Annotated in this window: 26 protein-coding genes; 21 read left to right on the top strand and 5 right to left on the bottom strand. The window is 36.0% G+C overall.

What is annotated here, in order from left to right:
- Window positions 1–54: 54 nt before the first annotated feature.
- The 12 genes from G4D63_RS08315 to G4D63_RS08260 all read left to right on the top strand — a co-directional run bounded on the left by G4D63_RS08315 (window position 55) and on the right by G4D63_RS08260 (window position 12,270).
- Window positions 55–318 carry an IreB family regulatory phosphoprotein gene (locus G4D63_RS08315; protein ID WP_163179167.1) on the top strand — a complete coding sequence of 88 codons (264 nt, stop codon included), beginning with the start codon at window positions 55–57 and terminating at the stop codon, window positions 316–318.
- A 45-nt stretch (window positions 319–363) separates the two neighbouring features.
- A complete protein-coding gene (gene ruvX, locus G4D63_RS08310; protein WP_163179166.1) occupies window positions 364–780 on the top strand; it encodes a Holliday junction resolvase RuvX in 417 nt (138 codons plus the stop codon).
- 15 nt (window positions 781–795) lie between these two features.
- A complete protein-coding gene (locus G4D63_RS08305) occupies window positions 796–1,077 on the top strand; it encodes a DUF1292 domain-containing protein (protein ID WP_163179165.1) in 282 nt (93 codons plus the stop codon).
- Window positions 1,078–1,313: 236 nt separating this feature from the next.
- Window positions 1,314–2,447: an endolytic transglycosylase MltG gene (mltG, locus tag G4D63_RS08300; RefSeq protein ID WP_163179164.1), complete on the top strand. Its 1,134-nt coding sequence runs from the start codon at window positions 1,314–1,316 to the stop codon at window positions 2,445–2,447.
- Between the two features lie 334 nt (window positions 2,448–2,781).
- A complete protein-coding gene (locus tag G4D63_RS08295; protein WP_163179163.1) occupies window positions 2,782–3,411 on the top strand; it encodes an O-methyltransferase in 630 nt (209 codons plus the stop codon).
- A 4-nt stretch (window positions 3,412–3,415) separates the two neighbouring features.
- A complete protein-coding gene (locus G4D63_RS08290) occupies window positions 3,416–4,345 on the top strand; it encodes a peptidase U32 family protein (protein ID WP_163179162.1) in 930 nt (309 codons plus the stop codon).
- A gap of 50 nt (window positions 4,346–4,395) precedes the next feature.
- On the top strand, window positions 4,396–5,658 hold the full coding sequence (locus G4D63_RS08285; RefSeq protein WP_163179161.1) for a peptidase U32 family protein: 1,263 nt from the start codon (window positions 4,396–4,398) through the stop codon (window positions 5,656–5,658).
- A 2-nt stretch (window positions 5,659–5,660) separates the two neighbouring features.
- Window positions 5,661–6,296 carry a uridine kinase gene (gene udk / locus G4D63_RS08280; RefSeq protein ID WP_163179160.1) on the top strand — a complete coding sequence of 212 codons (636 nt, stop codon included), beginning with the start codon at window positions 5,661–5,663 and terminating at the stop codon, window positions 6,294–6,296.
- A gap of 200 nt (window positions 6,297–6,496) precedes the next feature.
- A complete protein-coding gene (gene greA, locus G4D63_RS08275; RefSeq protein WP_163179159.1) occupies window positions 6,497–6,973 on the top strand; it encodes a transcription elongation factor GreA in 477 nt (158 codons plus the stop codon).
- 49 nt (window positions 6,974–7,022) lie between these two features.
- Window positions 7,023–8,783, top strand: coding sequence for a peptidoglycan D,D-transpeptidase FtsI family protein (locus G4D63_RS08270; protein WP_163179158.1), 1,761 nt, complete (start codon window positions 7,023–7,025; stop codon window positions 8,781–8,783).
- Between the two features lie 113 nt (window positions 8,784–8,896).
- Window positions 8,897–9,649, top strand: a complete 753-nt coding sequence (locus G4D63_RS08265) for a YrrS family protein (RefSeq protein ID WP_163179157.1) — start codon at window positions 8,897–8,899, stop codon at window positions 9,647–9,649.
- 365 nt (window positions 9,650–10,014) lie between these two features.
- Window positions 10,015–12,270: a putative bifunctional diguanylate cyclase/phosphodiesterase gene (locus G4D63_RS08260; RefSeq protein WP_239585905.1), complete on the top strand. Its 2,256-nt coding sequence runs from the start codon at window positions 10,015–10,017 to the stop codon at window positions 12,268–12,270.
- Window positions 12,271–12,353: 83 nt separating this feature from the next.
- Here the strand turns inward: G4D63_RS08260 and G4D63_RS08255 are convergent, their stop codons facing one another.
- The gene (locus tag G4D63_RS08255; protein WP_163179156.1) at window positions 12,354–12,566 is read right to left on the bottom strand and encodes a YrzA family protein; all 213 of its coding nucleotides are present in this window, start codon (window positions 12,564–12,566) and stop codon (window positions 12,354–12,356) included.
- 187 nt (window positions 12,567–12,753) lie between these two features.
- Here G4D63_RS08255 and G4D63_RS08250 point away from each other — a divergent pair, with 187 nt between their 5' ends.
- From G4D63_RS08250 to G4D63_RS22040, 5 genes are all read left to right on the top strand, one after another.
- Window positions 12,754–13,395, top strand: a complete 642-nt coding sequence (locus G4D63_RS08250; RefSeq protein WP_163179155.1) for a class I SAM-dependent DNA methyltransferase — start codon at window positions 12,754–12,756, stop codon at window positions 13,393–13,395.
- Between the two features lie 16 nt (window positions 13,396–13,411).
- Window positions 13,412–14,116: a 5'-methylthioadenosine/S-adenosylhomocysteine nucleosidase gene (mtnN, locus tag G4D63_RS08245; protein WP_163179154.1), complete on the top strand. Its 705-nt coding sequence runs from the start codon at window positions 13,412–13,414 to the stop codon at window positions 14,114–14,116.
- A 2-nt stretch (window positions 14,117–14,118) separates the two neighbouring features.
- Window positions 14,119–15,042, top strand: a complete 924-nt coding sequence (locus G4D63_RS08240; RefSeq protein ID WP_163179153.1) for a PLP-dependent cysteine synthase family protein — start codon at window positions 14,119–14,121, stop codon at window positions 15,040–15,042.
- 1 nt (window position 15,043) lies between these two features.
- Complete coding sequence (locus G4D63_RS08235) at window positions 15,044–16,177, top strand: bifunctional cystathionine gamma-lyase/homocysteine desulfhydrase (protein WP_163179152.1); 1,134 nt, start codon at window positions 15,044–15,046, stop codon at window positions 16,175–16,177.
- Between the two features lie 186 nt (window positions 16,178–16,363).
- Window positions 16,364–16,609, top strand: a complete 246-nt coding sequence (locus tag G4D63_RS22040) for a YrhC family protein (RefSeq protein WP_338023901.1) — start codon at window positions 16,364–16,366, stop codon at window positions 16,607–16,609.
- Window positions 16,610–16,686: 77 nt separating this feature from the next.
- Here the strand turns inward: G4D63_RS22040 and G4D63_RS08225 are convergent, their stop codons facing one another.
- Window positions 16,687–17,382 carry an OmpA/MotB family protein gene (locus tag G4D63_RS08225; RefSeq protein WP_163179151.1) on the bottom strand — a complete coding sequence of 232 codons (696 nt, stop codon included), beginning with the start codon at window positions 17,380–17,382 and terminating at the stop codon, window positions 16,687–16,689.
- Window positions 17,383–17,390: 8 nt separating this feature from the next.
- Window positions 17,391–18,911: a hypothetical protein gene (locus tag G4D63_RS08220; protein WP_163179150.1), complete on the bottom strand. Its 1,521-nt coding sequence runs from the start codon at window positions 18,909–18,911 to the stop codon at window positions 17,391–17,393.
- Between the two features lie 378 nt (window positions 18,912–19,289).
- Here G4D63_RS08220 and G4D63_RS22440 point away from each other — a divergent pair, with 378 nt between their 5' ends.
- Both G4D63_RS22440 and G4D63_RS08210 read left to right on the top strand, forming a co-directional pair.
- Complete coding sequence (locus G4D63_RS22440) at window positions 19,290–19,430, top strand: YrzI family small protein (RefSeq protein ID WP_163179149.1); 141 nt, start codon at window positions 19,290–19,292, stop codon at window positions 19,428–19,430.
- 127 nt (window positions 19,431–19,557) lie between these two features.
- Window positions 19,558–19,707 carry a hypothetical protein gene (locus G4D63_RS08210; protein ID WP_163179148.1) on the top strand — a complete coding sequence of 50 codons (150 nt, stop codon included), beginning with the start codon at window positions 19,558–19,560 and terminating at the stop codon, window positions 19,705–19,707.
- Between the two features lie 264 nt (window positions 19,708–19,971).
- Here the strand turns inward: G4D63_RS08210 and sigK are convergent, their stop codons facing one another.
- Both sigK and G4D63_RS08200 read right to left on the bottom strand, forming a co-directional pair.
- Window positions 19,972–20,685 carry an RNA polymerase sporulation sigma factor SigK gene (gene sigK / locus G4D63_RS08205; protein ID WP_163179147.1) on the bottom strand — a complete coding sequence of 238 codons (714 nt, stop codon included), beginning with the start codon at window positions 20,683–20,685 and terminating at the stop codon, window positions 19,972–19,974.
- 135 nt (window positions 20,686–20,820) lie between these two features.
- Window positions 20,821–22,566 carry a methyl-accepting chemotaxis protein gene (locus G4D63_RS08200; RefSeq protein WP_239585906.1) on the bottom strand — a complete coding sequence of 582 codons (1,746 nt, stop codon included), beginning with the start codon at window positions 22,564–22,566 and terminating at the stop codon, window positions 20,821–20,823.
- 198 nt (window positions 22,567–22,764) lie between these two features.
- On the opposite strand from G4D63_RS08200, the gene G4D63_RS08195 reads away from it, so the two are divergent.
- Entirely contained in the window at window positions 22,765–22,923 is a 159-nt protein-coding gene (locus G4D63_RS08195; protein ID WP_163179145.1) for a sporulation protein YjcZ, read from the top strand.
- Window positions 22,924–23,050: 127 nt separating this feature from the next.
- Window positions 23,051–24,820 (top strand): M3 family oligoendopeptidase, encoded by a 1,770-nt coding sequence (locus tag G4D63_RS08190; RefSeq protein ID WP_163179144.1) that lies wholly within the window; start codon window positions 23,051–23,053, stop codon window positions 24,818–24,820.
- The last annotated feature ends 87 nt before the right edge of the window (window positions 24,821–24,907 follow it).

Here is a 24,907-nt window from a genome sequence, read left to right as displayed (position 1 = left end):
GTGTACAATGAAGGTAAATGTTGACAAGCTTTTGCTTGAGAGTGAGGTGTAGACATGAGCTCTTTTGATAAAACGATGAAATTTAATTTTCAAGAGGATCAGCTTGATACTAATGTAGATGATGTGTTGTTTACGGTTTATGACGCCCTTCAAGAGAAAGGCTATAACCCCATTAATCAAATTGTAGGCTATTTGTTATCGGGTGACCCAGCTTATATCCCAAGGCATATGGATGCGAGAAATATCATCAGAAAGCTTGAACGTGATGAAATCATCGAAGAGCTAGTCAAATCTTATTTAGCTACACGAAAAAAATAAGTAAAGCTAGAGGTTCAAAGAAATGATCAAGCAATGGGGTAACAAATGAGAATATTAGGATTAGATGTTGGGACGAAAACTGTTGGTGTTGCAGTTAGTGATGAGATGGGTTGGACAGCACAAGGCTTAGAAACCATCCAAATCAATGAAGAAAAAAAACAGTTTGGATTTAATCGATTAAAGGAAATAATAGAAGAGTACCAGGTTGAATCTGTTGTAGTTGGACTTCCTAAAAATATGAATGGGACGATTGGTCCTCGCGGAGAAGCTTGTCAAAAGTATGCGGAACTATTATCGGAAACCTTTCAACTACCTGTTCAATTATGGGACGAGCGACTATCAACAATGGCTGCAGAACGTATTCTTCTTTCTGCTGATGTTAGTAGAAAGAAACGTAAAAAGGTTATTGATAAACTAGCAGCTTCGGTTATTCTTCAAAATTATTTGGATAGCAAAAACTAACGAGGTGAAATGAATATGACACATGGTGAAAAACAAATTACAGTAATTGATGAAGATGGAAATGAACAATTATGTGAAGTGCTCTTTACATTTGATTCTGAAGAATTTAAAAAATCATATGTACTTTATTATCCAATAGGTGCAGATGAGGATGAAGAGGACATCGAGATTCATGCTTCAAGCTTTACTTCTGGAGAAACAGAAGAAGGGGAACTAGCTCCAATTGAAACAGATGAAGAGTGGGATATGATTGAAGAAATGTTAAATACATTTCTTGATGAAGAAGAAGAAGAGTAAAAAGAGGATGAGCCATAATGGCTCATCTTTTTCTTTGTGCTCTTTTTTAAAGACTTAGATAAAGTTTTTGTTATGACCTTCAATAATCTGAATTAAATCCTTTCTACCAATTCACTACTCACAACTATTTTGTTTCACAATATGGACGGAATATAAACTACTAAATTTTGTATTTAATTGACGAAATAGATGAAAAATGTAGTATAATAGTTCCGTTGAGGGGGAGGGTTATAATTATGTCTTCAATTGAATCTGAATCAAATCAAGATCAATATAAAGATAAGCTTATTGAGAAGCACAAAGAGGCCAAGCTAGTCAGAAGAATAGTTCTAGTTGCTACAATCGTCATCTTTATTTCCTTAGGTGCTGGAATAACATTTGGTTATAAGTATATTGAATCAGCATTACAACCAGTTGATCCGACCAATAGTGAACCTGTAGATGTAACGATCCCGATAGGGTCTTCTACTAGAGGTATTGCTATGATTTTAGAAGAGAATGGTATTATAAAGAACGCAGATGTATTTCGTTATTATGTAAAATTTAAAAATGAATCAGGCTTTATGGCTGGAGATTATGTACTAAATCCAGCAATGAAATTTGAAGAAATTATTGCTAGTTTAAAGACAGGGAAAATCCTACAAGAGGTTGTTTTTTCACTAACGATCCCCGAAGGTAAAACTCTAGAGCAGATTGTGAAAATTGTCTCAGAGAAAACAGGTTATACAGAAGAAGAGCTTATGACTCAGCTTAATGATCCTGAGTATCTGTCAAGCTTAATGGAACAATATCCTTCTGTTTTAACTGAAGATATCCTTAATGAAGAAATTCGCTATCCGTTAGAAGGGTATTTATTCCCTGCAACCTATCCATTTTATACAGAGAAACCTTCTATCGATCAAATAGTAGAGGTTATGTTAGATAAAACTGAGGACGTACTCTTTGCTTATCAAGATGATATGACAGAAAAAGAAATGACAGTTCATGAGTTATTAACATTTGCTTCCTTAATTGAAGAAGAAGCAACAGCTAAAACTGATCGTGAGGACATTTCGAGTGTATTCTACAATCGTATAGAGGAAGGTATGCCACTGCAAACAGATCCAACAGTTCTTTACGCTTTAGGTAAACATAAGGATCGAGTTCTTTATGAAGACCTAGAGATTGATTCGCCTTACAACACATATGTGATTCAGGGATTGCCAATTGGACCAATTGCAAATGCAGGTCAAATGTCAATAGAAGCAGCACTTCATCCTTCAGAGACAGATTTCTTTTACTTCCTAGCTACCAAAGATGGCGAAGTAATCTTCACAAGGACCCTAGATGAGCATAATCGTGAAAAGGCCAAGCATATTACAAATAACTAACCAAAAGGGATGCGTACTTAAGCATCCCTTTCTTTTTTATATGAGGCACTGTAAAGGGATCAGTTTTATTATGATGGATGAAAGTACTCCTATTTATTTTCAGGGGAACTTATTTTAAAATAAGGTTCTTCTCGTTTAGGTTCTTGCTTTTGAAAATGCAGAAGTGTAGTGAAGCGGAAAGCAAGTGTTTGGAGCGGAATGGAACGAACAATGTCCGAAACCAACAAGCTATGAGAAAACTGCAAAAAAATAAAGAGATACATAAAAAAATTAGCATTTCCCTTATCGAGTGTGTTAAAATATACCGAGTTGTATAGAGATGGAGGCTTAATTCATGATACCATCGGAGCTTGAAAACTATTTACAATCACTTATTCCAGAGCGAGAACCTGTTCTTTTAGAAATGGAACAATATGCAAAAGAGCATAATGTACCCATTATGGAATTAATAGGGATGGAAGCCTTGTTACAGTTTATTAGACTAATTCAGCCTAAGGCAATCCTTGAGATTGGTACGGCAATAGGGTATTCCTCTATTCGCATGGCTAAAGCTGTTCAAGATGTGAGTGTAGTGACTATAGAACGAGACGAGGAGCGCTACCAGAGAGCGCTTTATTATATTGATAAAGCAAATATGTCTGACCAAATAGAAGTCATCTTGGGTGATGCTTTAGAGGTAAGTATCGAGCAAACCTTTGATGTTATTTTTATTGACGCAGCAAAAGGTCAGTATACAAAATTCTTCGAGAAGTATGAGAAGCTACTGGGAAAAAACGGAGTCATTATTTCAGATAATGTACTATTTAAAGGTCTAGTAGCGGTAAATAATACTGATAACAAACGAATTAAATCACTTGTAAAGAAGATTCAAGGTTATAACGAATGGCTAATGCAAAATTCCTTATATGACACAACCATTCTTCCAATCGGTGATGGAATTGCCATTAGTAAGCAAAAGGGGTGATGGGATGAAAAAACCTGAATTATTAGTAACACCAAGACATGTAGATGATATAGTACCACTAATCGAAGCAGGTGCAGATGCCTTTATCATTGGAGAACAGCAATTTGGACTAAGACTTGCAGGTGAATTTTCTCGCAGAGATGTAAAACAAAGCATTGAACTTGCACATAAAAGTGGAAAAAAAGTATATATAGCGATTAATGCTATCTTTCATAATGAAAAAATAGATGAGCTTTCAGATTATATTTCGTTCTTAAAAGATGTGAATGCTGATGCTATCGTGTTTGGAGACCCTGCTGTACTTATGGTTGCTAAAGAAATAGCACCATCCATCCCCCTTCATTGGAATACAGAGACCACAGCAACCAACTGGTTTACTTGTAACTATTGGGGAAGAAAAGGGGCAAAACGAGCAGTCCTAGCAAGGGAAATAAACATGGATGCAATAGTCGAAATGAAAGAACATGCAAAGGTTGAGCTTGAGGTACAAGTTCACGGGATGACTTGTATGTTTCAATCAAAGCGTTCATTACTAGGGAACTACTTCCAATACCAAGGTAAAACCATGGAGATTGAGCATGTTAAGGGAGATCAAACCCTGTTTTTACATGATAAGGAGAGAGAGAATAAGTACCCTATCTTTGAAGACGAAAATGGTACCCATATTATGAGTCCCAACGATATTTGTATAATAGATGAACTAGAAGAGATGATTGATGCTGAAGTAGATTCATTAAAAATTGATGGCATCTTAAAAAGCTCGGAATATATCATCGAAGTAACGAAAAGATACCGCCAAGCTATCGATTTATGTGTTGAAAATCGTGAAGAATATGAAGACCAGAAGGAAGCGTTATTAGAACAAATAGAGAGTATCCAACCTTCTAATCGTCCATTGGACACGGGGTTCTTCTTTAAAGAAACGGTTTATTAATAGAGCAAACGACTATTTTGTATAGATGAATAAGAAAAGGAGGAGAGAGCATGGCAATTGGACAAATCTCTGAGATTCAAAATGGCAAACGAGTGATTACAAAGAAGCCAGAGTTATTAGCACCAGCTGGAAACCTAGAGAAACTAAAAATTGCAGTTCGTTACGGAGCTGATGCTGTATTTATTGGTGGACAAGAGTATGGACTCCGTTCAAATGCAGACAATTTTTCCTTCGAAGAAATGGCAGAGGGAGTTCGCTTCGCAAAGGAATATAATGCAAAGATCTACGTTACAACAAATATATATGCTCATAACGAGAACATCGACGGACTTGATGATTATTTAATTGGAATTCAAGATGCAGGTGTTCACGGTATCATTGTAGCGGATCCTTTAATTATTGAAACCTGTAAACGTGTGGCACCCAAATTAGAAATCCATCTAAGTACGCAACAATCTCTGTCAAATTGGAAGGCAGTTCAGTTCTGGAAGGAAGAGGGGCTTGAGCGCGTTGTATTAGCACGTGAGACAAGCTATGAAGAAATCTTAGAAATGAAAGAAAAGGTTGATATCGAGATTGAGACCTTTATTCATGGTGCAATGTGTATTGCATACTCAGGACGTTGCACATTAAGTAACCATATGACAGCACGTGACTCTAACAGGGGTGGTTGTTGTCAATCCTGTCGATGGGACTATGATTTGTATTCTTTATCTGATTCTAATGAACAAGCATTATTTAATGAACAGGATTCACCATTTGCAATGAGTCCTAAGGACTTAAATTTAATTCTTTCCATTCCTAAGATGATTGATATAGGAATTGATAGTTTAAAAATTGAAGGTAGAATGAAGTCTATTCATTATGTTGCAACGGTTGTAAGTGTGTATAGAAAGGTCATTGATGCCTACTGTGCTGATCCTGATAATTTCGTCATTAACCCTGAATGGGTAAGAGAGCTAGATAAATGTGCTAATCGTGAAACAGCTTCAGCATTTTTTGAAGGGGTACCTGGGTATAAAGAACAAATGTATGGAAACCATAGCAAGAAAACCACCTTCGACTTTGCAGGGCTAGTTCTTGATTTTGATATCAATACGAATACGGTTACCCTACAACAACGAAATTACTTTAAACCTGGTGATGAAGTAGAATTCTTTGGACCAGAAATTGATAACTTTACTCAAAAAATTGATGTCATTTGGGATGAAGATGGCAATGAGCTTGATGCTGCGAGGCATCCTTTACAAATTATAAAGTTCAAGGTTGATCGTCCAGTTTTCCCTTACAACATGATGCGGAAGGAGAATTAATAATGGGAAGTAAACCCATTGTAATTGGAATCGCTGGCGGATCTGGTTCAGGGAAAACAAGTGTAACAAAAGCGATTTATGAACATTTTAAAGGACATTCAATCCTATTAATAGAACAGGACTTTTATTACAAAGATCAAACTCATGTGCCAATGGAGGATAGACTTAAAACCAATTATGATCATCCATTAGCTTTTGACAATGACTTGTTAATTTCCCATATGAAAGAGCTGCTTCAGTACAAACCCATTGAAAAGCCAGTATACGATTATAAGCTTCACACAAGATCTAAAGATGTTATTATTGTAGAACCAAAGGATGTTATCATACTCGAGGGTATTTTGGTTCTTGAAGATGATCGACTAAGAGAGTTAATGGATATAAAATTATTTGTCGATACAGATGCGGATATTCGAATCATTAGAAGAATGCTCCGTGATATTAAAGAGCGAGGGCGTACGTTAGATTCGGTGATTGAACAGTATATCTCAGTAGTAAGACCGATGCACAATCAGTTTATTGAACCTACAAAACGATATGCTAACATAATCATTCCAGAAGGCGGACATAACCACGTTGCAATTGATTTAATGGTAACGAAAATTCAAACAATTCTTGAAGAAAAAGTGATTTTGTAATAGCATAGATGAAGACAGGTTTAAAATGACTAAGGTTCAGTGGTTAGAGAGGGTTTCTTCGCTCTAACCATACTGTCCTCATTGGGACAGTGAATGATTTAATGAATCCTTATATTCACATGATAGACCACAGATAACCTGTATTACATACGATTACCTCTAGAATAAAGATGCTTTGAACAATCGAAGGAGTGAAGGTCATGTCAGCAGAAAAAACATACCCAATGACGAAAGCGGGTAAAGAAAAGATAGAGCAAGAATTAGAACAATTGAAAACGGTTAAACGTAAAGAAGTGGTTGAACGTATAAAAATTGCTCGTGGATTTGGAGACTTATCCGAGAACTCCGAGTATGACGCAGCTAAAGATGAGCAGGCATTTGTTGAAGGGCGAATCAGCCTGTTAGAAAACATGCTTCGTAAAGCTGTTCTAATTGAAGATGTTGCAGAAGATACAAATTCTGTTTCACTTGGTAAAACGGTAACATTTTTAGAGCTACCTGATGGTGAAGAAGAAACCTACACAATCGTTGGAAGTGCTGAAGCAGACCCATTTGAAGGCAAAATTTCTAATGATTCCCCAATTGCGAAAAGCTTGATGGGTAAGCAGGTAGGCGAGCAAGTGAATGTACAAACACCTGGTGGAGATATGCAAGTAAAAATAATCTCTATAAAATAAACTTATAAAAATGCCTCACCTCGTCGACAATGTTGACGAGGTGTTTTTTATGATTATAAAAAGAAGAGCGATTACGTTTGCTATTATTACCTTTTTACTATTATTAGGGCTTATCTATCGTTTAGCTGATATACAGTTACTTCATACAGAATCCTTTTCTACTGAGAAGGTGAATCTGATTGAGGAAAGTGTTAGACAAAGAACGCAGGTAATGGTTCTTGATCAAGGGAGAGGAAGGTTTGTTGATCGGAATGGAGATGCTCTAACACATAATTATCATCCAAGCTTAATTTTATTTCCATTTTTAAAAAATATGGAGTGGCCAATCGAAGAACTTGCATCAATTTTAAACATTCCCAAAATGAATCTTTTAAAAGCCATTGAAGAGATGGAGGATCCTATTGTGTTTGGGGAGCCGGAACCATTTCCTCTATCAGAGAAGCAAATGAAACAAATTAATGAGATGAAGATACCAGGAGTATTTGCTGTATACCGTCAGTCGAAGGTAGACAGGTTAGTAGCAGAACACCTAATTGGGATCATCCGCGAAGATAAAGATCAAGTATTGGAAAGGTATAAGGATAAAGTGGAAGAAGGCAATCTATCTGTCCATACCCCAATTGGAATTTTAGGCTTACAAAAGGTGTTTGATGAATTTCTCCTACCAGAAGGGGAATCAAAACTGTTGTATCATGTGGATAATCAAGGCGGTCCATTATTTGGGATCGATGTGAAATATACCGAACCAGCAAATCCTTATTATCCCATTTCCATACAAACAACCATTGATAAGGGTATCCAAACAGAGGCAGAGAGAATTGTTACGGCTGCTGGATTGAAAAAAGGTGGAATAGTACTAATAGACATTGAAGAAAATGAGATTCTTTCTATGGTAAGTAAGCCGAGTTTAAATCACAGTAATCCATACTCAGATGACGGTGGAGCACATAACTTTTTACTACAGCCACAAATTCCTGGATCTGTTTTCAAAACAGTTGTAGCGGCTGCCGCAATTGAACATAACATGATCACTCCTAACAGCGAATTTAACTGTGATTTAGATTTATATGGAGATATTGATAAAAATCATGAGATGGGTACTCTTAACTTTGAAGATAGCTTTGCTCAAAGCTGTAATTATACATTCGCCTCATTGGCAAATGAATTAATAAAGAAACATCCTGATGTAATAGAGCAATTTTCAGACAAACTTGGTCTCACTCAAGCGGTTGGATGGAAAGGGAATGTATTTCATTTTAATGAATTTAATCAATTACCGTTAAATCAAGAGGGTAAGATTTGGGGAGACCGATATGAAAAGTCCTCAGAAGACGCTGTGAGCCAAACAGCAATAGGGCAGAAAGAGGTAAGGATTACTCCTTTAGCTGTTGCCAATATGATGGCTACGATTGCAAGAGGTGGAGAAAAGAAACAAGTTAAAGCTGTATCGAAGATATTATATAAGAATGGATCTACCCTATATTCCTTTGATGATCAGGAAATAGATGGAGATCAGTTAGCACCCTATACCGTTATGAAGCTACAGCAGCTGCTCAGACAGGTAGTTGCAGATGAAAAGGGAACAGGTCGTAGATTTCAATCACTAGCAACCGATGTAGCTGGTAAATCAGGTACGGCTGAAACAGGTAGAAACAATGATAGAGGAGATCTTGTTAATAAATGGTTCGCTGGGTACTTCCCTGCAGCCAAACCTAAATATGCTCTTGTGGTAGTTGAATTAGACGTTCTTGGTAGTGAGTCAGTGACAAATGATATATTCTATAAAATAGTTGATCATTTGGAGCAATAGAACGAAGGTCCCTTATTTCCTTTAGTCGATCAAGTGAAAAATAGTCCTTCATGAATAATCTGAAAAATGGTAAAATAAAAGACGATGCTTTTATTAAACTAGGAGGATTAAACATGCGAGTTAAGCTTGAAGATTTATATGAGGGACCGCGTTATGAGAAAAGAGCAAAAAACCGTAAATATAATAAACTACTAAATATTTGTATTGTATTAGTATTATCACTTATACTCTTTTTTACATACAAGCTCATTTTTGGTGGGAATGATGAGGCTGAGATGACAGCAACTGAAGAAACTCAAGTGAGTACTGAAGATTCTGGAGTTGCTGGTGATCAAGATTTAGAAGACTCAACTGAGAGTGCGGAAGCCTCAGAAACAACAGACACATCAGAGACAACAGAATCAACGGAAACTTCAGAAACAACAGATGCTACAAGTGAAGAGGAAGAAGAAACTGATGAAACAAACACAGTAGTAGAAAATAGTGAAGATCCGAATGTTTTGCAGACTTTAATCAGTAATTCATGGCAACCAGTTGGTACCGAACAGGTAGAGCCACATGTAGCGAGCTATGATTCTACTTCAGTAGATTGGCAAGAAATGCTTCGGGCCCTAGAACAAGCAACAGATTTAACAGAAAGTGAGTGGACACTCTGGAGACTTGGTAATAATGGAAGTGAACATAGTGCTAAGGCAGTCCTATCTTCAAAGGATAAAACAGCTGTTTACCAAGTATATATCGAGTGGGTCACTAACGAAGGATGGAAGCCTGTAAAACTTGAAATTCTTCAAGAAGTTCCAGGTGAGGTCAACGGTGGAGCAGAAGAAGAGGAAACTACAACTAGTGATGAAGAATCAAACGACTAATAGATAAGTGTTATAACGTACAAAAAAATAAGATCAATGGAAAGTCTAAATCTAAAGTGATTTAGGCTTTTTTATTCTTCTTATTATGAATGGATAACTATGTTTTTTTCATTTCTCTTTTAGTCTTTTGAGAATAGTTAACAATGATTCTTTGAGTGGCAGTATTTAATAATCATGCCAGACTTCTTTTACGCTAACTTATAAACTTTCTAAAAAAATAACCGATATTACCGTTATAATACTAAAAACTTCACTAAGTTTTTACAGAGCTTTTACAAAGTTTGTACCAAGTTTATTTCGGGGCGACCTGCTTAATAAAGGTTATATCCAGTAAAAACAATCAGGATTAGGTTGAGGGGATTAACATGAAGAAACATGCTATTACTATATTTTTTATATTAATCCTGTTTAGTTATATTGGCTGGAATCTAATGATAAACGATGAGTTATTATTATCGATGGGATCAAGCTTATTTACCTTTATAGGTGGTTGTACTAGTGCCTATTGGCTTTATCAAGCCTATCGTCATACAAGAGGAGAAAGTAGTAAACATTTTTGGTTGCTCTTACATTTTGGGATCGTTTGTATTTTGATTTCCAGTATCATATGGTTTCTAAGTCAACTAATTACTAGGTCTAGTGTTTATCCAGAGCAGGCTTATGCCTTCTGGATTATGTCCTATTTGTTCTTCTTAGTTGCCTTAATTTATAAAATTAAAATAATAAAAATACCTACAGACAATAATCCGTATATGTTTAACCTAATCATCTCCATGCTTAGTGCATTAGCAATCAGTGTCTATTTCCTGATTAATCCTATCATTTCTTTATCCAATAGCCTAATAGTTAATAGTGTAACGATTGCTTATCAATTAATAGACTTAAGTATTTTCTTTGCAATGATTAATTTATATTACTTATCAAAATATAGTGTAAAAAGAAAGCTGCTAAGATTGGTCTTAGTGGGGTTTTTCCTACAAGTTTTAGCTGATTCTATTTTTGCTCACCAAACAATTTTGGGCACCTATCAGACCGGAGGATTTATTGATGTAATCTGGTTACTATCTCTATTATTAATTGGGTATTCAGGTTACTATTCTTTACGTACACCTCTTCAACAACAAGATGAAATCCTAGAGGAAGAGGTTAAGGATACATTTCTCCCTTATATTAGCGTACTGATCCTATTAGTTTTTGTTATGTATAGCTATAAATGGGAATTTAATGCGTTAAGTATTGGCTTTACGATTATTTTCCTTATGATTATTGCAAGACTTCACTTCATTTTTAAAAAAAATCAACGCTTGATCAATGAGTATAGATTTCTAGCTTTTCACGATCCCTTAACAGGACTAAACAACCGAAGTAGTTTTAAGAATGATCTAAACTCATTATTAAAAATATTTGATGGTAATCAAGACAGATCGATTTCATTAATGCTCGTTGATTTAGACGGTTTTAAGAACATTAATGATTCTCTAGGTCATTATATCGGTGATTTACTGCTGAAAGAGACTGCTGTTCGTCTGCAAAAGTGTATCGGTAATACAAACATGGTTTATAGATTAGGTGGCGATGAGTTTATTATTATCCTTCCTCATACAACGAAGGAAGAAGCTACATTTATTGCAAAAGGAATCTTAAATGATTTTTCAACTTCATTTCTGATCCAGGAGCATGAATTGAACATTACACCTAGCATAGGGATTACGTTGTATCCCCAAAATGGTGAAAACGGTGAAACTCTGTTTAAGGAAGCAGACGTCGCTTTATATCAGGTAAAGGAAAATGGACGTAATAATTTTTACTTTTACAATTCTGTTTTAAACGATAGAAATATTCGTAAACTGAAGATTGAAACTGAAATTAAAAAAGCCATTGAGAAAAATCAACTTGAAATTTTTTATCAACCCAAATTTGACTTGAAAACTAAAACAATCGTCGGTATGGAAGCCTTGCTTCGTTGGAGACACCCTGAGCTTGGGAACATATCTCCTTTTGAATTTATTCCAATTGCGGAGGAAACAGGCTGTATTGATTATATAGGTGAATGGGTTCTTGAACATGCATGTAGACAAAATAAGACCTGGCAGGATCAAGGCTACCCACCATTGTGTGTATCAGTAAATGCTTCAGTACGTCAATTTCAAAATGGAGATTTTGTGGAAATGGTTAATAGAATCCTAGTAGAATCCAAGCTAAAGCCACAATATCTAGAAATTGAAATTACTGAAAGTATTATGCAAAATATAATAGAATCAAAAAGGGTTCTAAACGGGTTGCGTGCTTTAGGTGTGAAAGCCTCATTAGATGACTTTGGTACAGGCTATTCCTCACTACATGTGTTAAAGGATTTACCCATCGATACAATCAAAATCGATAAATCCTTTATTGATGATGTCACGGACTATAGACACCAATCTGTTGTAAAATCAATTATTGATATTGGAATGAATTTAAACTTGAATGTAGTGGCTGAAGGAATCGAAAGGAAAGAACAGGTAGAGATGCTCTTAGAATACGAATGTACAATTGGCCAGGGATACTTTTTCTCTAAGCCAGTACCAGTGAAGAGCTTTGAGGATTTACTAAAGAATGAATTACACCGCACATATACGTAAGAGAGCCGATTGGGCTCTCTTTTTTTAGACGCTGTTCATAAAGATTGTTACTTTTTTTTACATAGCTTTGTTAAAAAATAGCTTTAGTTATTCTTATTTTTAAAATGTACAACAGCTGTAAAATAAGGCTGTCCTGTTTTTGAATCTAATGCAACCTGATGAGAAACACGATGAACGGCTAACATGATTGCACGGTTATGATCGATTTTTTCTTGAATCTTTTTTTCAAGTGTTTGGATATTGCTTGCTTCAAAAAACTCAATCTTATCTTCAATCTGTTCTAATGAAAATTGCATAGTAAGTTCTCCCCCATATGTATCTATTACATTTTAGTTCAAAGTGCATCTAATCTGAAGTGTAAAGGAACCATTCCATAAAAACAAATAGATTGATGAAAAAAACGAATTATGATAAATTGATAGCAATATTAATTATAAATCATACTATACTGATAGGAATTATAATAATTGGAGAGTGAACAAGATGGGGAGAGAATTTCTTGAGTTGTTTGAAGATTGGGCAGATCATTATGATGATTCAGTAAATGGTCATGATGAAGAATATAAAGAAGTGTTTAGAAACTATGAACAAATACTAGATGCTGTTGTTGAACGATCAATCGGTACCGTATTAGAATTTGGGGTAGGAACAGGCAATCTAACACATCGCTTTATTGAAAAAGGTGTTACTGTCTATGGAATTGAACCATCAGAACCAATGAGAAGTTTAGCTTTAGAGAAAGTCCCTTCTACCATATCTATAGCGGACGGTGATTTTTTGGACTTCCAATGGCCTTCACAAACTATAAATACGATTGTAAGTACCTATGCTTTTCATCATCTAACAGATGAAGAAAAGGGTAGAGCAATAGCTAAGTATGGAAACTACCTCCAAAAAGGTGATAAAATAGTATTTGCGGACACAGCCTTTGAATCAATAGAGGCTTACGAGGAAATAGTAGAAAAGTCTAGAAAACAAGGGTATCATAACTTAGCGGATGATTTAGTCAGAGAATATTATACAACGCTTGGAGTATTGGAAAAGCTATTTGCTGAAAATGGATTTTCAGTTACCTTCTCCCGTTGTAATGAATTTGTTTGGGTTATGGAGGCCGTGAAACAGTAGAAAGTGAGGATCAGGAATGAAAGTAGCAATTATCGGAGCAATGGAAGAAGAGGTACAAATTTTACGAGGACAACTTGAGGATAAAAAAGAAGAAGTCATTGCAAATAGTGAGTTCTCGATGGGGAAGCTTAACGGAACTGACGTTATTTTATTAAAGTCTGGAATTGGAAAAGTAAATGCAGCAATGAGTACGACCATCTTACTTCAGCAATTTAAACCAGACTATGTAATAAACACGGGTTCAGCAGGAGGGTTTTTGCACTCTTTAAATGTTGGGGATGTCGTGATATCTGATGAAGTGCGTCATCATGATGTTGATGTAACCGCATTTGGTTACGAATATGGTCAAGTACCAGGCTTGCCAGCAGCATTTAAAGCCGATCAGAAGCTAATTGATGCTGCTGTTCAAGCAGTTCATGAGCTAGCGGATGTTCAGGTTGTACAAGGGACCATTGCGACAGGAGATTCATTCATGAATGCACCTGAACGTGTTGATTATGTTCGTTCAAAGTTACCAGAACTATATGCTGTTGAAATGGAAGCAGCTGCGGTTGCTCAAGTTTGTCACCAGTATCATGTACCATTCGTTGTGATACGTGCTTTATCAGATATTGCTGGAAAAGAATCTAATGTATCCTTTGAACAGTTTCTACAAAAGGCTGCTCAACATTCATCTGAACTTGTTGTTTCCATGATTAAGCAGTTACAGGGAGAACGTTAATCATGAAAGTATATAAAAACGTTCACGAGTTGATTGGTAATACTCCAGTGGTTGAGCTCACAAACTTTTCTCTACCAGAAGGAGTAAGATTATTTGCAAAGCTTGAATTTTATAATCCAGGTGGAAGCATAAAAGACCGTTTAGGAATGGAATTGCTTCAGGAAGCTCTTGAAAGCGGTAAGGTAAAAGAGGGTGGCACAATTATAGAGCCAACTGCCGGAAATACTGGAATAGGCTTAGCACTTGCTGCCATCGGAAAAAATGTACGTGTTATGTTTTGTGTCCCTGAAAAATTTAGCATTGAAAAGCAAGAGCTAATGAAAGCACTTGGAGCGGAAGTAGTTCATACACCTACAGCTGAAGGTATGAAGGGTGCAATTAAGAAAGCACAAGAACTTCTAGAAGAAATTCCAGGGTCCTATTGCCCACAGCAATTCGGTAATCCAGCTAATCCCAATACGTACTATAAAACGCTAGGACCGGAGCTTTGGAACCAGCTTGATGGTAATATTGATATCTTTATTGCAGGTGCGGGAACTGGTGGGACCTTTATGGGAACAGCAAAATATTTAAAAGAGCAAAACTCTAATGTTAAAACGGTCATTGTTGAGCCAGAGGGATCCATTTTAAATGGTGGAGAATCTGGTCCACATAAAACAGAAGGCATTGGAATGGAGTTTTTACCAGGATATATGGAGTCCTCTTATTTTGACAGTATCCATACCGTAACAGATATAGATGCATTTAATCTTGTAAAAGAGCTTGCCAGTAAGGAAGGCTTGTTAGTAGGTAGCTCTTCGGGGGCAGCCTTACATGCTGCACTATTAGAAGCGAGGCAGGCTAAACCAGGAACTAATATCGTAACCATTTTTCCAGATAGCAGTGAACGTTACTTAAGTAAGAAAATATATCAGGGAGGGATATAGGATGAGAAGAAAAACAAAATTAATTCACGGTGGAATTTTCGGAGATCCGCATACAGGAGCGGTTTCTGTACCGATCTATCAAGTAAGCACGTATAAGCAAGAAGCTGTTGGAAAGTTTAACGGATTCGAATATTCAAGAACAGGTAACCCTACTCGTCATGCACTGGAGGAGCTAATTAAGGAATTAGAAAATGGTGAAGCAGGTTTTGCCTTTGGCTCTGGTATGGCTGCTATAACAGCAGTGGTTATGCTATTTAATAGTGGAGATCATATCGTTTTAACAGATGATGTTTATGGTGGTACGTACCGCGTTATGACGAAAGTTTTAAATCGCTTTGGTATTGAATCAACATTTGTTGACTCAAGTGATCTTACAAAGGTTGAGGCTGCGATCCAACCAAATACAAAAGCGATTTTTATTGAAACACCGACAAACCCATTACTCAAAATTACTGATATTGAAGCAGCAAGTCAGCTTGCTAAAAAACACAGTTTATTAACGATTGTTGATAACACGTTTAGCACACCATATTGGCAAAATCCAATTACACAAGGTGCTGATATCGTTCTTCATAGTGCGACTAAGTATTTAGGTGGTCATAGTGATGTAGTTGCTGGACTTGTAGTCGTAAATAGTAAGAAATTGGCTGAAGATCTGCATTTTGTTCAAAATTCAACTGGTGGAGTATTAGGACCTCAAGACTCTTGGTTACTGATGAGAGGGATTAAGACACTAGGGATCAGAATGGAAGAGACAGAAGAAAATACAAAGAAGCTTGTTGATTTTCTTCAAGATCATTCAAGTGTTGAAAAGGTCTTTTATCCTGGTCTAGAAACACACCCTAACCATGAGATCGCAAAGAGACAGGCCGGTGGCTTTGGTGGAATGATTTCCTTTGATGTAGGAAGTGCAGAAAAAGCTGATCAATTGCTTTCAAAATTAAAATATTTCACATTAGCCGAAAGCCTAGGAGCAGTGGAAAGCTTAATATCTGTTCCAGCTAGAATGACACATGCTTCTATTCCTGTAGAACGTCGTGCAGAGCTAGGAATTACAGAAGGGTTAGTTCGTATCTCTGTTGGCTTAGAAGATGTAGAAGATCTAATCGAGGATTTACAGCAAGCTTTAGCATAGTATAATGTATTGAGCCTTCCTGGCTTGGAAGGCTCTTTCTTTTTTTTTGAAGTTTTAAAAATAATTGTTTTGGTCACTAATTACTTAGACAATTTTGGTACTAATATTGGTTTTATTTACATCCTTTATGTCCTTTTTTTCTATGCTAAAATAGAGTATAAGATTCATAGAAAAGAGGTACTAACTGTGAATAGTAATGTTAAAGCAATACAAGATAAAGTAACAGATTTTAATCGATTTGGTATGGTGTTACTAGCCGTAAGTGTATTTATGTTTATTGGTGTACTCATTCCAAGTGAAGGTAAAGAAATGCAACAGACGTCTGTTATGATGATTGCTACGATTCTTTTCTTAGCTGCATCGTTTTTCTCATTCAAGAAGGCTACATCATATAAAAAGCAATTAAACGAGCTGGATGGAGAGGCTAAATAAAAACTCTAACAGAGCGTTATTATAAAGTGAAAAGACTAACTAGAGCTAAATGCCTTAGTTAGTCTTTTTTTATAAGATTATCGATTTTGTAAGACAGCATTTAGGGATTCCTGCCACTTTTGGTCATCTAATATAATCTGAAAGGAAATTCTTCGATTTTTTCTTAGAGCTTCTTCAGAGGTTCCTTCAACCATAGGTTTGAATTCTGAATACCCAGTTGCTGCTAAATATTGCGCATACTCCTTGGTTGCAAGCTTTGGGTTAGCCTCAAGTAAATATTTGACGACAGACACAGCACGGTCTGTAGATAAACTCCAGTTATCAAATGGAACAGAGTCAGTGTGCCCTTCAATTAAAATGATATATAAATAAGGCTGTAGTTCTGGGTCATCCAATATGGTTACGATTCCATCACTAAGTGATGCTAAAACACCTTTACCGGCCTCACTAACAACAGAGCTTCCAGTATCAAATAAAATATCGCCTTCTATGGAGATGGTGTTATTAGGTCCTCGTGTTACTTTATCTTTTCCTACATTTTCCTCTAATCGCTGTTCAATTAAATCAGATATTTGCTTTTTTATTTCAACAGTTTGTTGCAGCTCTTGTTTAATTTCTGCTTGATCATAAGCTGTATAAATGGCCTGGACGAATGCAATGATGGCGATAAATAAAATGACGAGCACGATCATAGCCATCATATCGGTGAAAGATGGCCAGTAATAATCTAATTGTTCTTCTTCATTTTCCATTCGGCCTCTTAGTCTACTCATGAGAACACCTACTCATTAATTCTAGTTGGAATTTGACTTCGTCTTGGGGCATTTGAGACATATTGCTGTTGTTCAACGATGCGTAAAAGGACCTGATACAATTCTGTTAAATATTGCTGTATTTGATTTAAATCATAAGTCGAACGTTCACTCATCATCTCAATGGCACGAATAAGTTCACGGTTCTCGTTATTCATTGAGGGTTGTTGTCTTATTCTAGATTGCTCCATTTTAGCATCCATCATATCTCTTCGTAATCGTTCTACTACTTCATTCCAAGCTTTCTCTAAATGATGAACGGAAGAAGCAAAGTCTTGTGCAGCATGATTATATTGAGAGTGCTTATCTTGAAAGGCATAGGTCATTTCCTCTTGCTTTTGATATAACCTTCGCTCCATTTCTTCCTGTTTTACATAAGCTCTACTCATTTGATCCTCAAGCCCTTTTAGAAAGAGTTGACTGATTTCAGCTGTTTTTGTAGATGAGTCCTTTAACAACTGATCTGAACGCTGAAGCATCTGTTCAAATCGTCTTTGACCAGTTTCCTGTTTCTCAAGTGAGCCTTGCAGTTGTTTTTCAAGCCCTTTAACTGCCTTTGAAAGTGTTTGAAGCTCAGAGTCAATACCTGACCTAACGCCCTGTAAAGACTGAATCGACACAGAGAGTTCACTACTAAATTCTTTTAAACGATCAGATGTATCGGCAAATGTTTCGGTAGCTCTTTCTTGCTGTCTTAACATTTCTCTGACTTGAGTAGTTACTTCCTTTAGTTCACTTGTTAAATCAACCATCTTATCTCCAAACGCGTGAACTGAGTTTTCAAATGCTTGTTGTACCTTTTCAGAAAAACGGTCTAGAATTTTTTCCATTAAATCCTTTGGCTTCTCATTTTGTACCTTACTAGCAATCGAGTGATCTAAGAGGCTTTCTGCCTCGGCAAGGATACTATTCTTATAGTAGCTAATCGAGGTACCACCAGATAAAAAGCCAGTTTGAAATAAGTTCAATAAGAGGGAACTTCCAATTCCAGCAATACTAGTCACAAATGCCAAGCTCATGCCTTGAAACGGTAATGAAATAGCAGATACGATGCTATTCATGGTTACGTCGCTAGTAGGTGAACTAATGGTTGCCAAAATTTCTTGCATGGAAAACATGGCAATTGTTAAGCCAATGAAGGTACCAAGAATTCCGCATATAATCGCTGTCATAGGCAAAAGCGACTGAAGCTTTAATACATTACCAACCGGTGTTGAAAGTACTCCAAATAGACGAATTCTCTCTTTCAGAAAATGTTTCTCTACCAATGAAATCGTGTTAATAGGTTCGTGCTGTAATTGTTTATAAGATTGATATTCATTAATTATGTTATTAATCCATCTAACAGATGACGTTGTTGATTGAGTTTGATCAAGTTTTTCTAATTCCTGCTGCCAATTCTTAAATGTAAACATCACTTGAAAATGACAAACCACTCCAAATAAGGTGATAAAACCGATAGCTAATAATATGAACGTTGACGTTTCCACAGATGATCCCCCCTTAAATAATAGGTATGGGAAAAGCATGGTGGATTTGCCTATTTTTTGTCCAAATTAAAATTTTATTTTAAAAGTGGTTTACTTCTCTGGTAACTTTGGATATAATTACCATTGTAATACAAAATTAACCAAAAGGAGGTCGAATCAAATGTTATATATCTCTTTAGTAGCAGTTACAACAAGTAAATATAATAAAAGCTATTCGGCCATGTCTGGATTGGTTAACAGTAACTAACTATTGTCTACTACCATCCACAGGAAGAATAGACTCCTGTGGATTTTTATGTCCTTTTAAACCACAGGGTACTCCTGTGGTTTTTTTGTGCCTTCAAGTAGACATCATTAATAATAGAGAGGGGTGATCCCATGACGTTCAATATCTTATTTTTCTGCATTACCATCAATAAACGAAATTACTCAGAACATGATATTTTTCGAGAACAAAAGATGAATTCCATCTCCAACCAAATGCAGGAACATAAAAGCTCTTTTAGACACTTTATCTAGAAATTAACTAAAAACTATAAGGAGGGTATTTAGATGATTAATAGCAAAAAGAATGTGATTGTCATTTGGTTATGTGTGGAGAAGGATTCCACCTAACGTAAAGCAAAGTATAGTAGGAGGGATTAGTATGATACCGTTTCATTTATTTTTATTTTCCTTTTTCAAAAAGAAGGAACAAAAAGAAATGACACTTGAGGAATACCAGAACAGTTTGTTAGTCCAACAAACTCGTGAACAATCAAACGATATTCGTAATAGAATGAATCATTATATGTAGATATAACAAAAGGCGTAAGCGCCCCGTTTAGCTCCGACAAGTAAATGTTCTGTAGAGAAGAAAATGGTGGTTTTTTCATTTTATTCACTTCAGGTTATTTAACCTCGGGGGGGGGCTGGGCGCTGAAGCTGGATTACTACCAACACCGTAAAGAGAAAGACTAAAGACAGATACAAACACTGTATTATAAATAAATGGCCCCGTTATTGGTAACGGGGCCATTCTTATATGGGAATCCATATTACTACAAGGCACTAACTATCACTACGACCTTCTACGCTCTTTTTCAGCTCGGTAAAATTCATGAAACATCTTCATTAATGCACGCTTCTCAATTCGAGATACATAGCTTCTAGAAATACCAAGTTCTTTCGCAATTTCCCTTTGAGTCTTTTCTTTTTGTAAATCTAAGCCAAAGCGACCAGTAATAACTTCTCTTTCTCGCTCATCTAAAATATCAATATATTCTTTAATTTTTTCTAGCTCCATATTTAATTGTATTAATTCAATGATATCCTCTGATTCAGATTTTAGGACATCAATTAACGAAATCTCATTTCCCTCTTTATCCTGACCAATCGGATCATGAAGAGATACATCTTTTTTTGTCTTTTTAAGTGCGCGTAAATGCATCAGAATTTCATTCTCTATACAACGTGCTGCATAGGTAGCTAATTTTGTACCTTTACCTTGTGAATAGCTTTCAATTGCTTTTATGAGCCCGATCGTTCCAATTGAAATTAAATCCTCAGCATCTTCTCCTGTATTTTCAAACTTTTTAACAATATGAGCAACTAATCTCAAATTGTGCTCAATGAGAAGATTTCTAGCCTCATCATCTCCCTCGGCCATTAGATTTAAATATTTCTGCTCTTCACTTGAAGATAAAGGCTGAGGAAATGCATTGTTCTTAACATATGTGACGAATAATACTAGCTCTTTAACAAAGAATCCGAGTGCAGCCAATAAGCCCGCCATTTCCATTCACCTCCAAAAGGTATGTAGGCAATTGCCTATTTTTATACCTATGTACTAACAGGCTTGTTTGTGTCTGTCCATGAAAAAAAAGGACAAGACTTCTCGTGGAAAGTCTTGTCTATTGTTCTCTTAAATTTAATGAAGTGTAAACTGTTTTGTAATGGAAGCAAGCGATCTAGAGAGCTTTTGTAGTTCCACTCCAATCCTATGAGTGGATTCCATTTTCACCATTTGCTCATCACTTGCAGCAAGCATTTTCTCGGAACTAGCTAATGTCTCTTGAGAGACTGATGCACTGTTAATAGTTGTCTGTTCTAAGGTAGGTAAAGTATCCTGAAGTTCAAATAGAACCCATTTCATGCTTAACAACCTGTTATTGAGATGGGTAATCTCTTGCATCAGCTCATCAAAAGATTTCTGTGATTCGGTTGCCATCGATAGATTAGATTTAATTTTAAGGAGCATTTGTGCAAATTCATTATTGGCCTTGTGGGTTATTCCCTCCATGTTATGTATGGATGTAACAATTGCTTCAGTGGCTAGAGCTGATTGGTCCGCTAGCTTTCTTACTTCATTCGCAACAACAGCGAAACCTTTACCGGCTTCTCCTGCTCGGGCAGCTTCAATGGTTGCATTTAAAGCAAGAAGTTTTGTCTGGTCTGCGATCCCTTTTATTAAACCAACCATTTTAGAAATCGAAGCAGCATGATGGTTCACTTCATGAATGGTTGAAGTCATATGTGTAAAATCAGACTCATAGCTACGAATGGTTTGAATCAATTCATTGATTTTTGTTTCACCCTGCTCTGATGATGTATTCATATCTTGAGAACTTTTAAACACCTCTTCCATATTAGTAATCAAGTTCTTAGTTTGATCTTTCATAGCTTGAAAGTCATTTACACTTTCTTCAGAGCTGCTAGCGGTTTGGACTGCACCTGCTTTTACAACTTTAATGGACTCAATTAGTTGACGGCTAAAGGATAAAGCATTCTCGGAAGATCCACTTAAATCTTCGCCTGTTCTCTCAAGTAATTTTGTTGTTCCATCTAATTCAAGAATGACAGAATGCATTTGATCCACCATCATTTGAAAACTCTTGTTTAAAGATCTTAGCTCAGGGATCGTGGTTTGAATTGGTTCAGAACCACTTAGATTGCCATATCTAATTTCAATCATACTTTTTTGTAAAGTAGATAGTGGGTTTGTAAAACTTCGAACAAAAAAGAAAATAAGAATAGACGATATGATTAGACTAATAATGATGGTAATGATCGTAATCAAAGACATTTGGTTGATTGGCCCTAGATAAGATTGAGTGGGAACAAGAAGTACATAATGTCCATTAATTTCATTCATTTCTTGGACAGCCATAGTATAATCTTTATTTTCAATGGACTCTTCAAATACTCCATCACTCTTTTTTACAATCTTTTCGATTAGCACATCAGAGAATAAGAGATTATGATCTTTGCTTATTTGAAAAGGATTGATTTGGTTATTAGAAATATAGAAGGCATAGGATTGAATCCCATCTTTTTCTAGTTGGTATTGTTGAGTACGAATGGCAATCTCTAACTGCTGTTTAAAATACTGATCATCACTCACATAAAGGAATTTTAAGTTTTCTGCCATATATGACATAATTTCAGCTTCACGATTTAATCGATTTTCAATAGTTATAACCGTTGTTTCTCTTGCCTGATAATAAGAGCTCATACCAACTGTTGTTACTGAAATAATCATTAAAAAAATAAATAAAAATAAGAGCCTGTTTTGTAAACTGAACTTACTCATGACATTATCTAATAATGGTGATACATGTTGGAAAGGTCTTGTTTTTTTATTTCTTTTAAAGAGCTTAAGGCTTTTGTCTGCCATGTTGAACCTCCTAGAATGATCTATCTCCATGATAGGACATTTTTCAACAAAAATTGTTAATCAATTGTAAATTAAATCCAAATTTTGCGTAAATTAAATTTGATTTGATGAATGACATGGAAAATAAGCGAATGTCCTATACACTTTTAAGTTCCTTACATAAGCTATGGTATAAGTATCTAATAAGGAGTGAGAAGGATGACTTACTATGGATATGGCCCATACCCTGTTTATGGTTATCCTGGAGCATCATACGGTGGAGGATTCGGTTGGGGTTATGCGCTGATTGTTGTGTTATTAATCCTATTGATTGTTCTAGGTGGCGGATATTACTACAACAATGTATATCGTAGATAAATAGGCTTATGCTATTACGCATAAGCTCTTTTTTTGTAGACTGTTAATATTAGATTCAGATATTTGAAATAGAAATAAACCATTTATTTCGGTATACTAAATATATACATAATAAGGGGGTAAAAATGTGAGTACATATTCTTTAACTTGGGATTTAGACAGGTTTTTTAATGGTGGAAGTGAATCAACAGAATTCAAGGCATACCTCAATGAATTAGCTCAAAATCTTGATGTACTAAATGCTCAGTTAGATTCCTTAAAAGTGGTTACTGAATTACCTGCTGTGATTACAACAATTCAAAGAGTCATGAATCAGGTAAGGGAGGCTAGTGCCTTTATTTCATGTTTACAGGCTCAAGATGTGAAAGATAAAAAAGCGGGAGAGCTAAGAGGAAAAACAACTAGCTTATCTGCAGAATTTCAAGCAGCTTTGGGTAAGTTTGACCAATTTCTATTATCAGTGGATGAGACAGACTGGAATACATTCTTAAATCAAGAAGATCAACAATCATTACGTTTTATTCTACAAGAACGTAAAGAGCGTGCAGCGGAAAAGTTAAGTGTAGAACAGGAGTCCTTAATTCTCGGACTTGGTGTTGATGGTTATCATGGATGGTCTGAAATGTATGACACGATTACTGGTAAAATTTCAATTCCATTTGAAGAGGATGGAGAAGTAAAGCAGTTATCAATTGGACAGGCGGCTAACAAGTTTTCAAATCCTGACCGCAATGTTAGAAAAACAGTGTTTGAAAACTGGGAGAAAGCATGGGAACAAGATGGAGATCTTATTTCTCAAACACTAAATCATCTTGCTGGATTCCGATTAACGACTTATAAAAATCGTGGTTGGGATGAAGTATTAAAAGAACCACTATTTATTAATAGAATGAAGCAAGAAACGCTAGATACAATGTGGAATGTTATTGAAAAGTACAAGCCAGTATTTGCAGAATACTTGCAAAAAAAGGCTTCCTTACTTGGATTAGAGAAGCTTAGTTGGTATGATCTGGATGCACCTCTTGCATCCTCTACAAGCACCGTTTCATACCAAGAGGGAGCAGAATTCATTTTAGAGAACTTCGCAAAATTCGGACCTAAAATGGCTGATTTTTCACGTAAGGCTTTTGAAGATCGTTGGATTGAAGCAGAGGATCGAAATGGAAAGAGACCAGGTGGTTTCTGCACAAGCTTCCCTGAAAAAGCAGAATCTCGAATCTTTATGACATACTCAGGTACAGCTTCTAATATTTCAACATTAGCTCATGAGCTCGGTCATGCTTTCCACCAGCACGTAATGAATGATTTAGAGCCATTAAACCAACGCTATGCTATGAACGTGGCAGAAACAGCTTCGACTTTTGCTGAAATGATTGTAGCAGATGCTGCAGTTAAGAATGCTACATCAGAGGAAGAGAAGTTAGCCTTATTAGAAGATAAAGTGCAACGTAGTGTAGCTCTATATATGAATATCCATTCAAGGTTTTTATTTGAAACATCTTTCTACGAAGAAAGAAAGCAAGGAATGGTTAGTCAGTCAAGACTGAATGAACTAATGGAAACTGCTCAAAAAACAGCTTATTTAGATTCACTAGATACGTATCACCCAACATTCTGGGCATCTAAGCTTCATTTCCATATAACAGGAGTACCTTTTTATAACTTCCCATATACATTCGGTTACTTATTCTCATTAGGGATTTATGCAAAAGCTCTAGAAGAAGGACAAGGTTTTGAAGAGAAGTATATTGCCCTACTAAGAGATACAGGCCGTATGACTGTAGAGGATTTAGCAGAAAAGCATTTAGGCGTTGATCTAACACAGCCCGAATTCTGGGAAAAAGCATTACTTCTGTCTGTACAGGATGTACATGATTTCTTAGAAATGACAAAGTAAGAATTAGTATTTAAGAGCTTTTTTGTTAAGATTGTTTCTTTTGAATATTAAGAGTAGTGAAATGGAGCGGAAAACACTGATAAAGGA

Origin of the sequence: Bacillus mesophilus, assembly GCF_011008845.1 — a bacterium.
In the GTDB taxonomy this organism is placed as follows: Bacteria; Bacillota; Bacilli; order Bacillales; family SA4; genus Bacillus_BS; species Bacillus_BS mesophilus.
The sequence above is the reverse complement of the archived record's forward strand: the minus strand, read 5'-3'. Positions and strand labels throughout refer to the sequence as shown.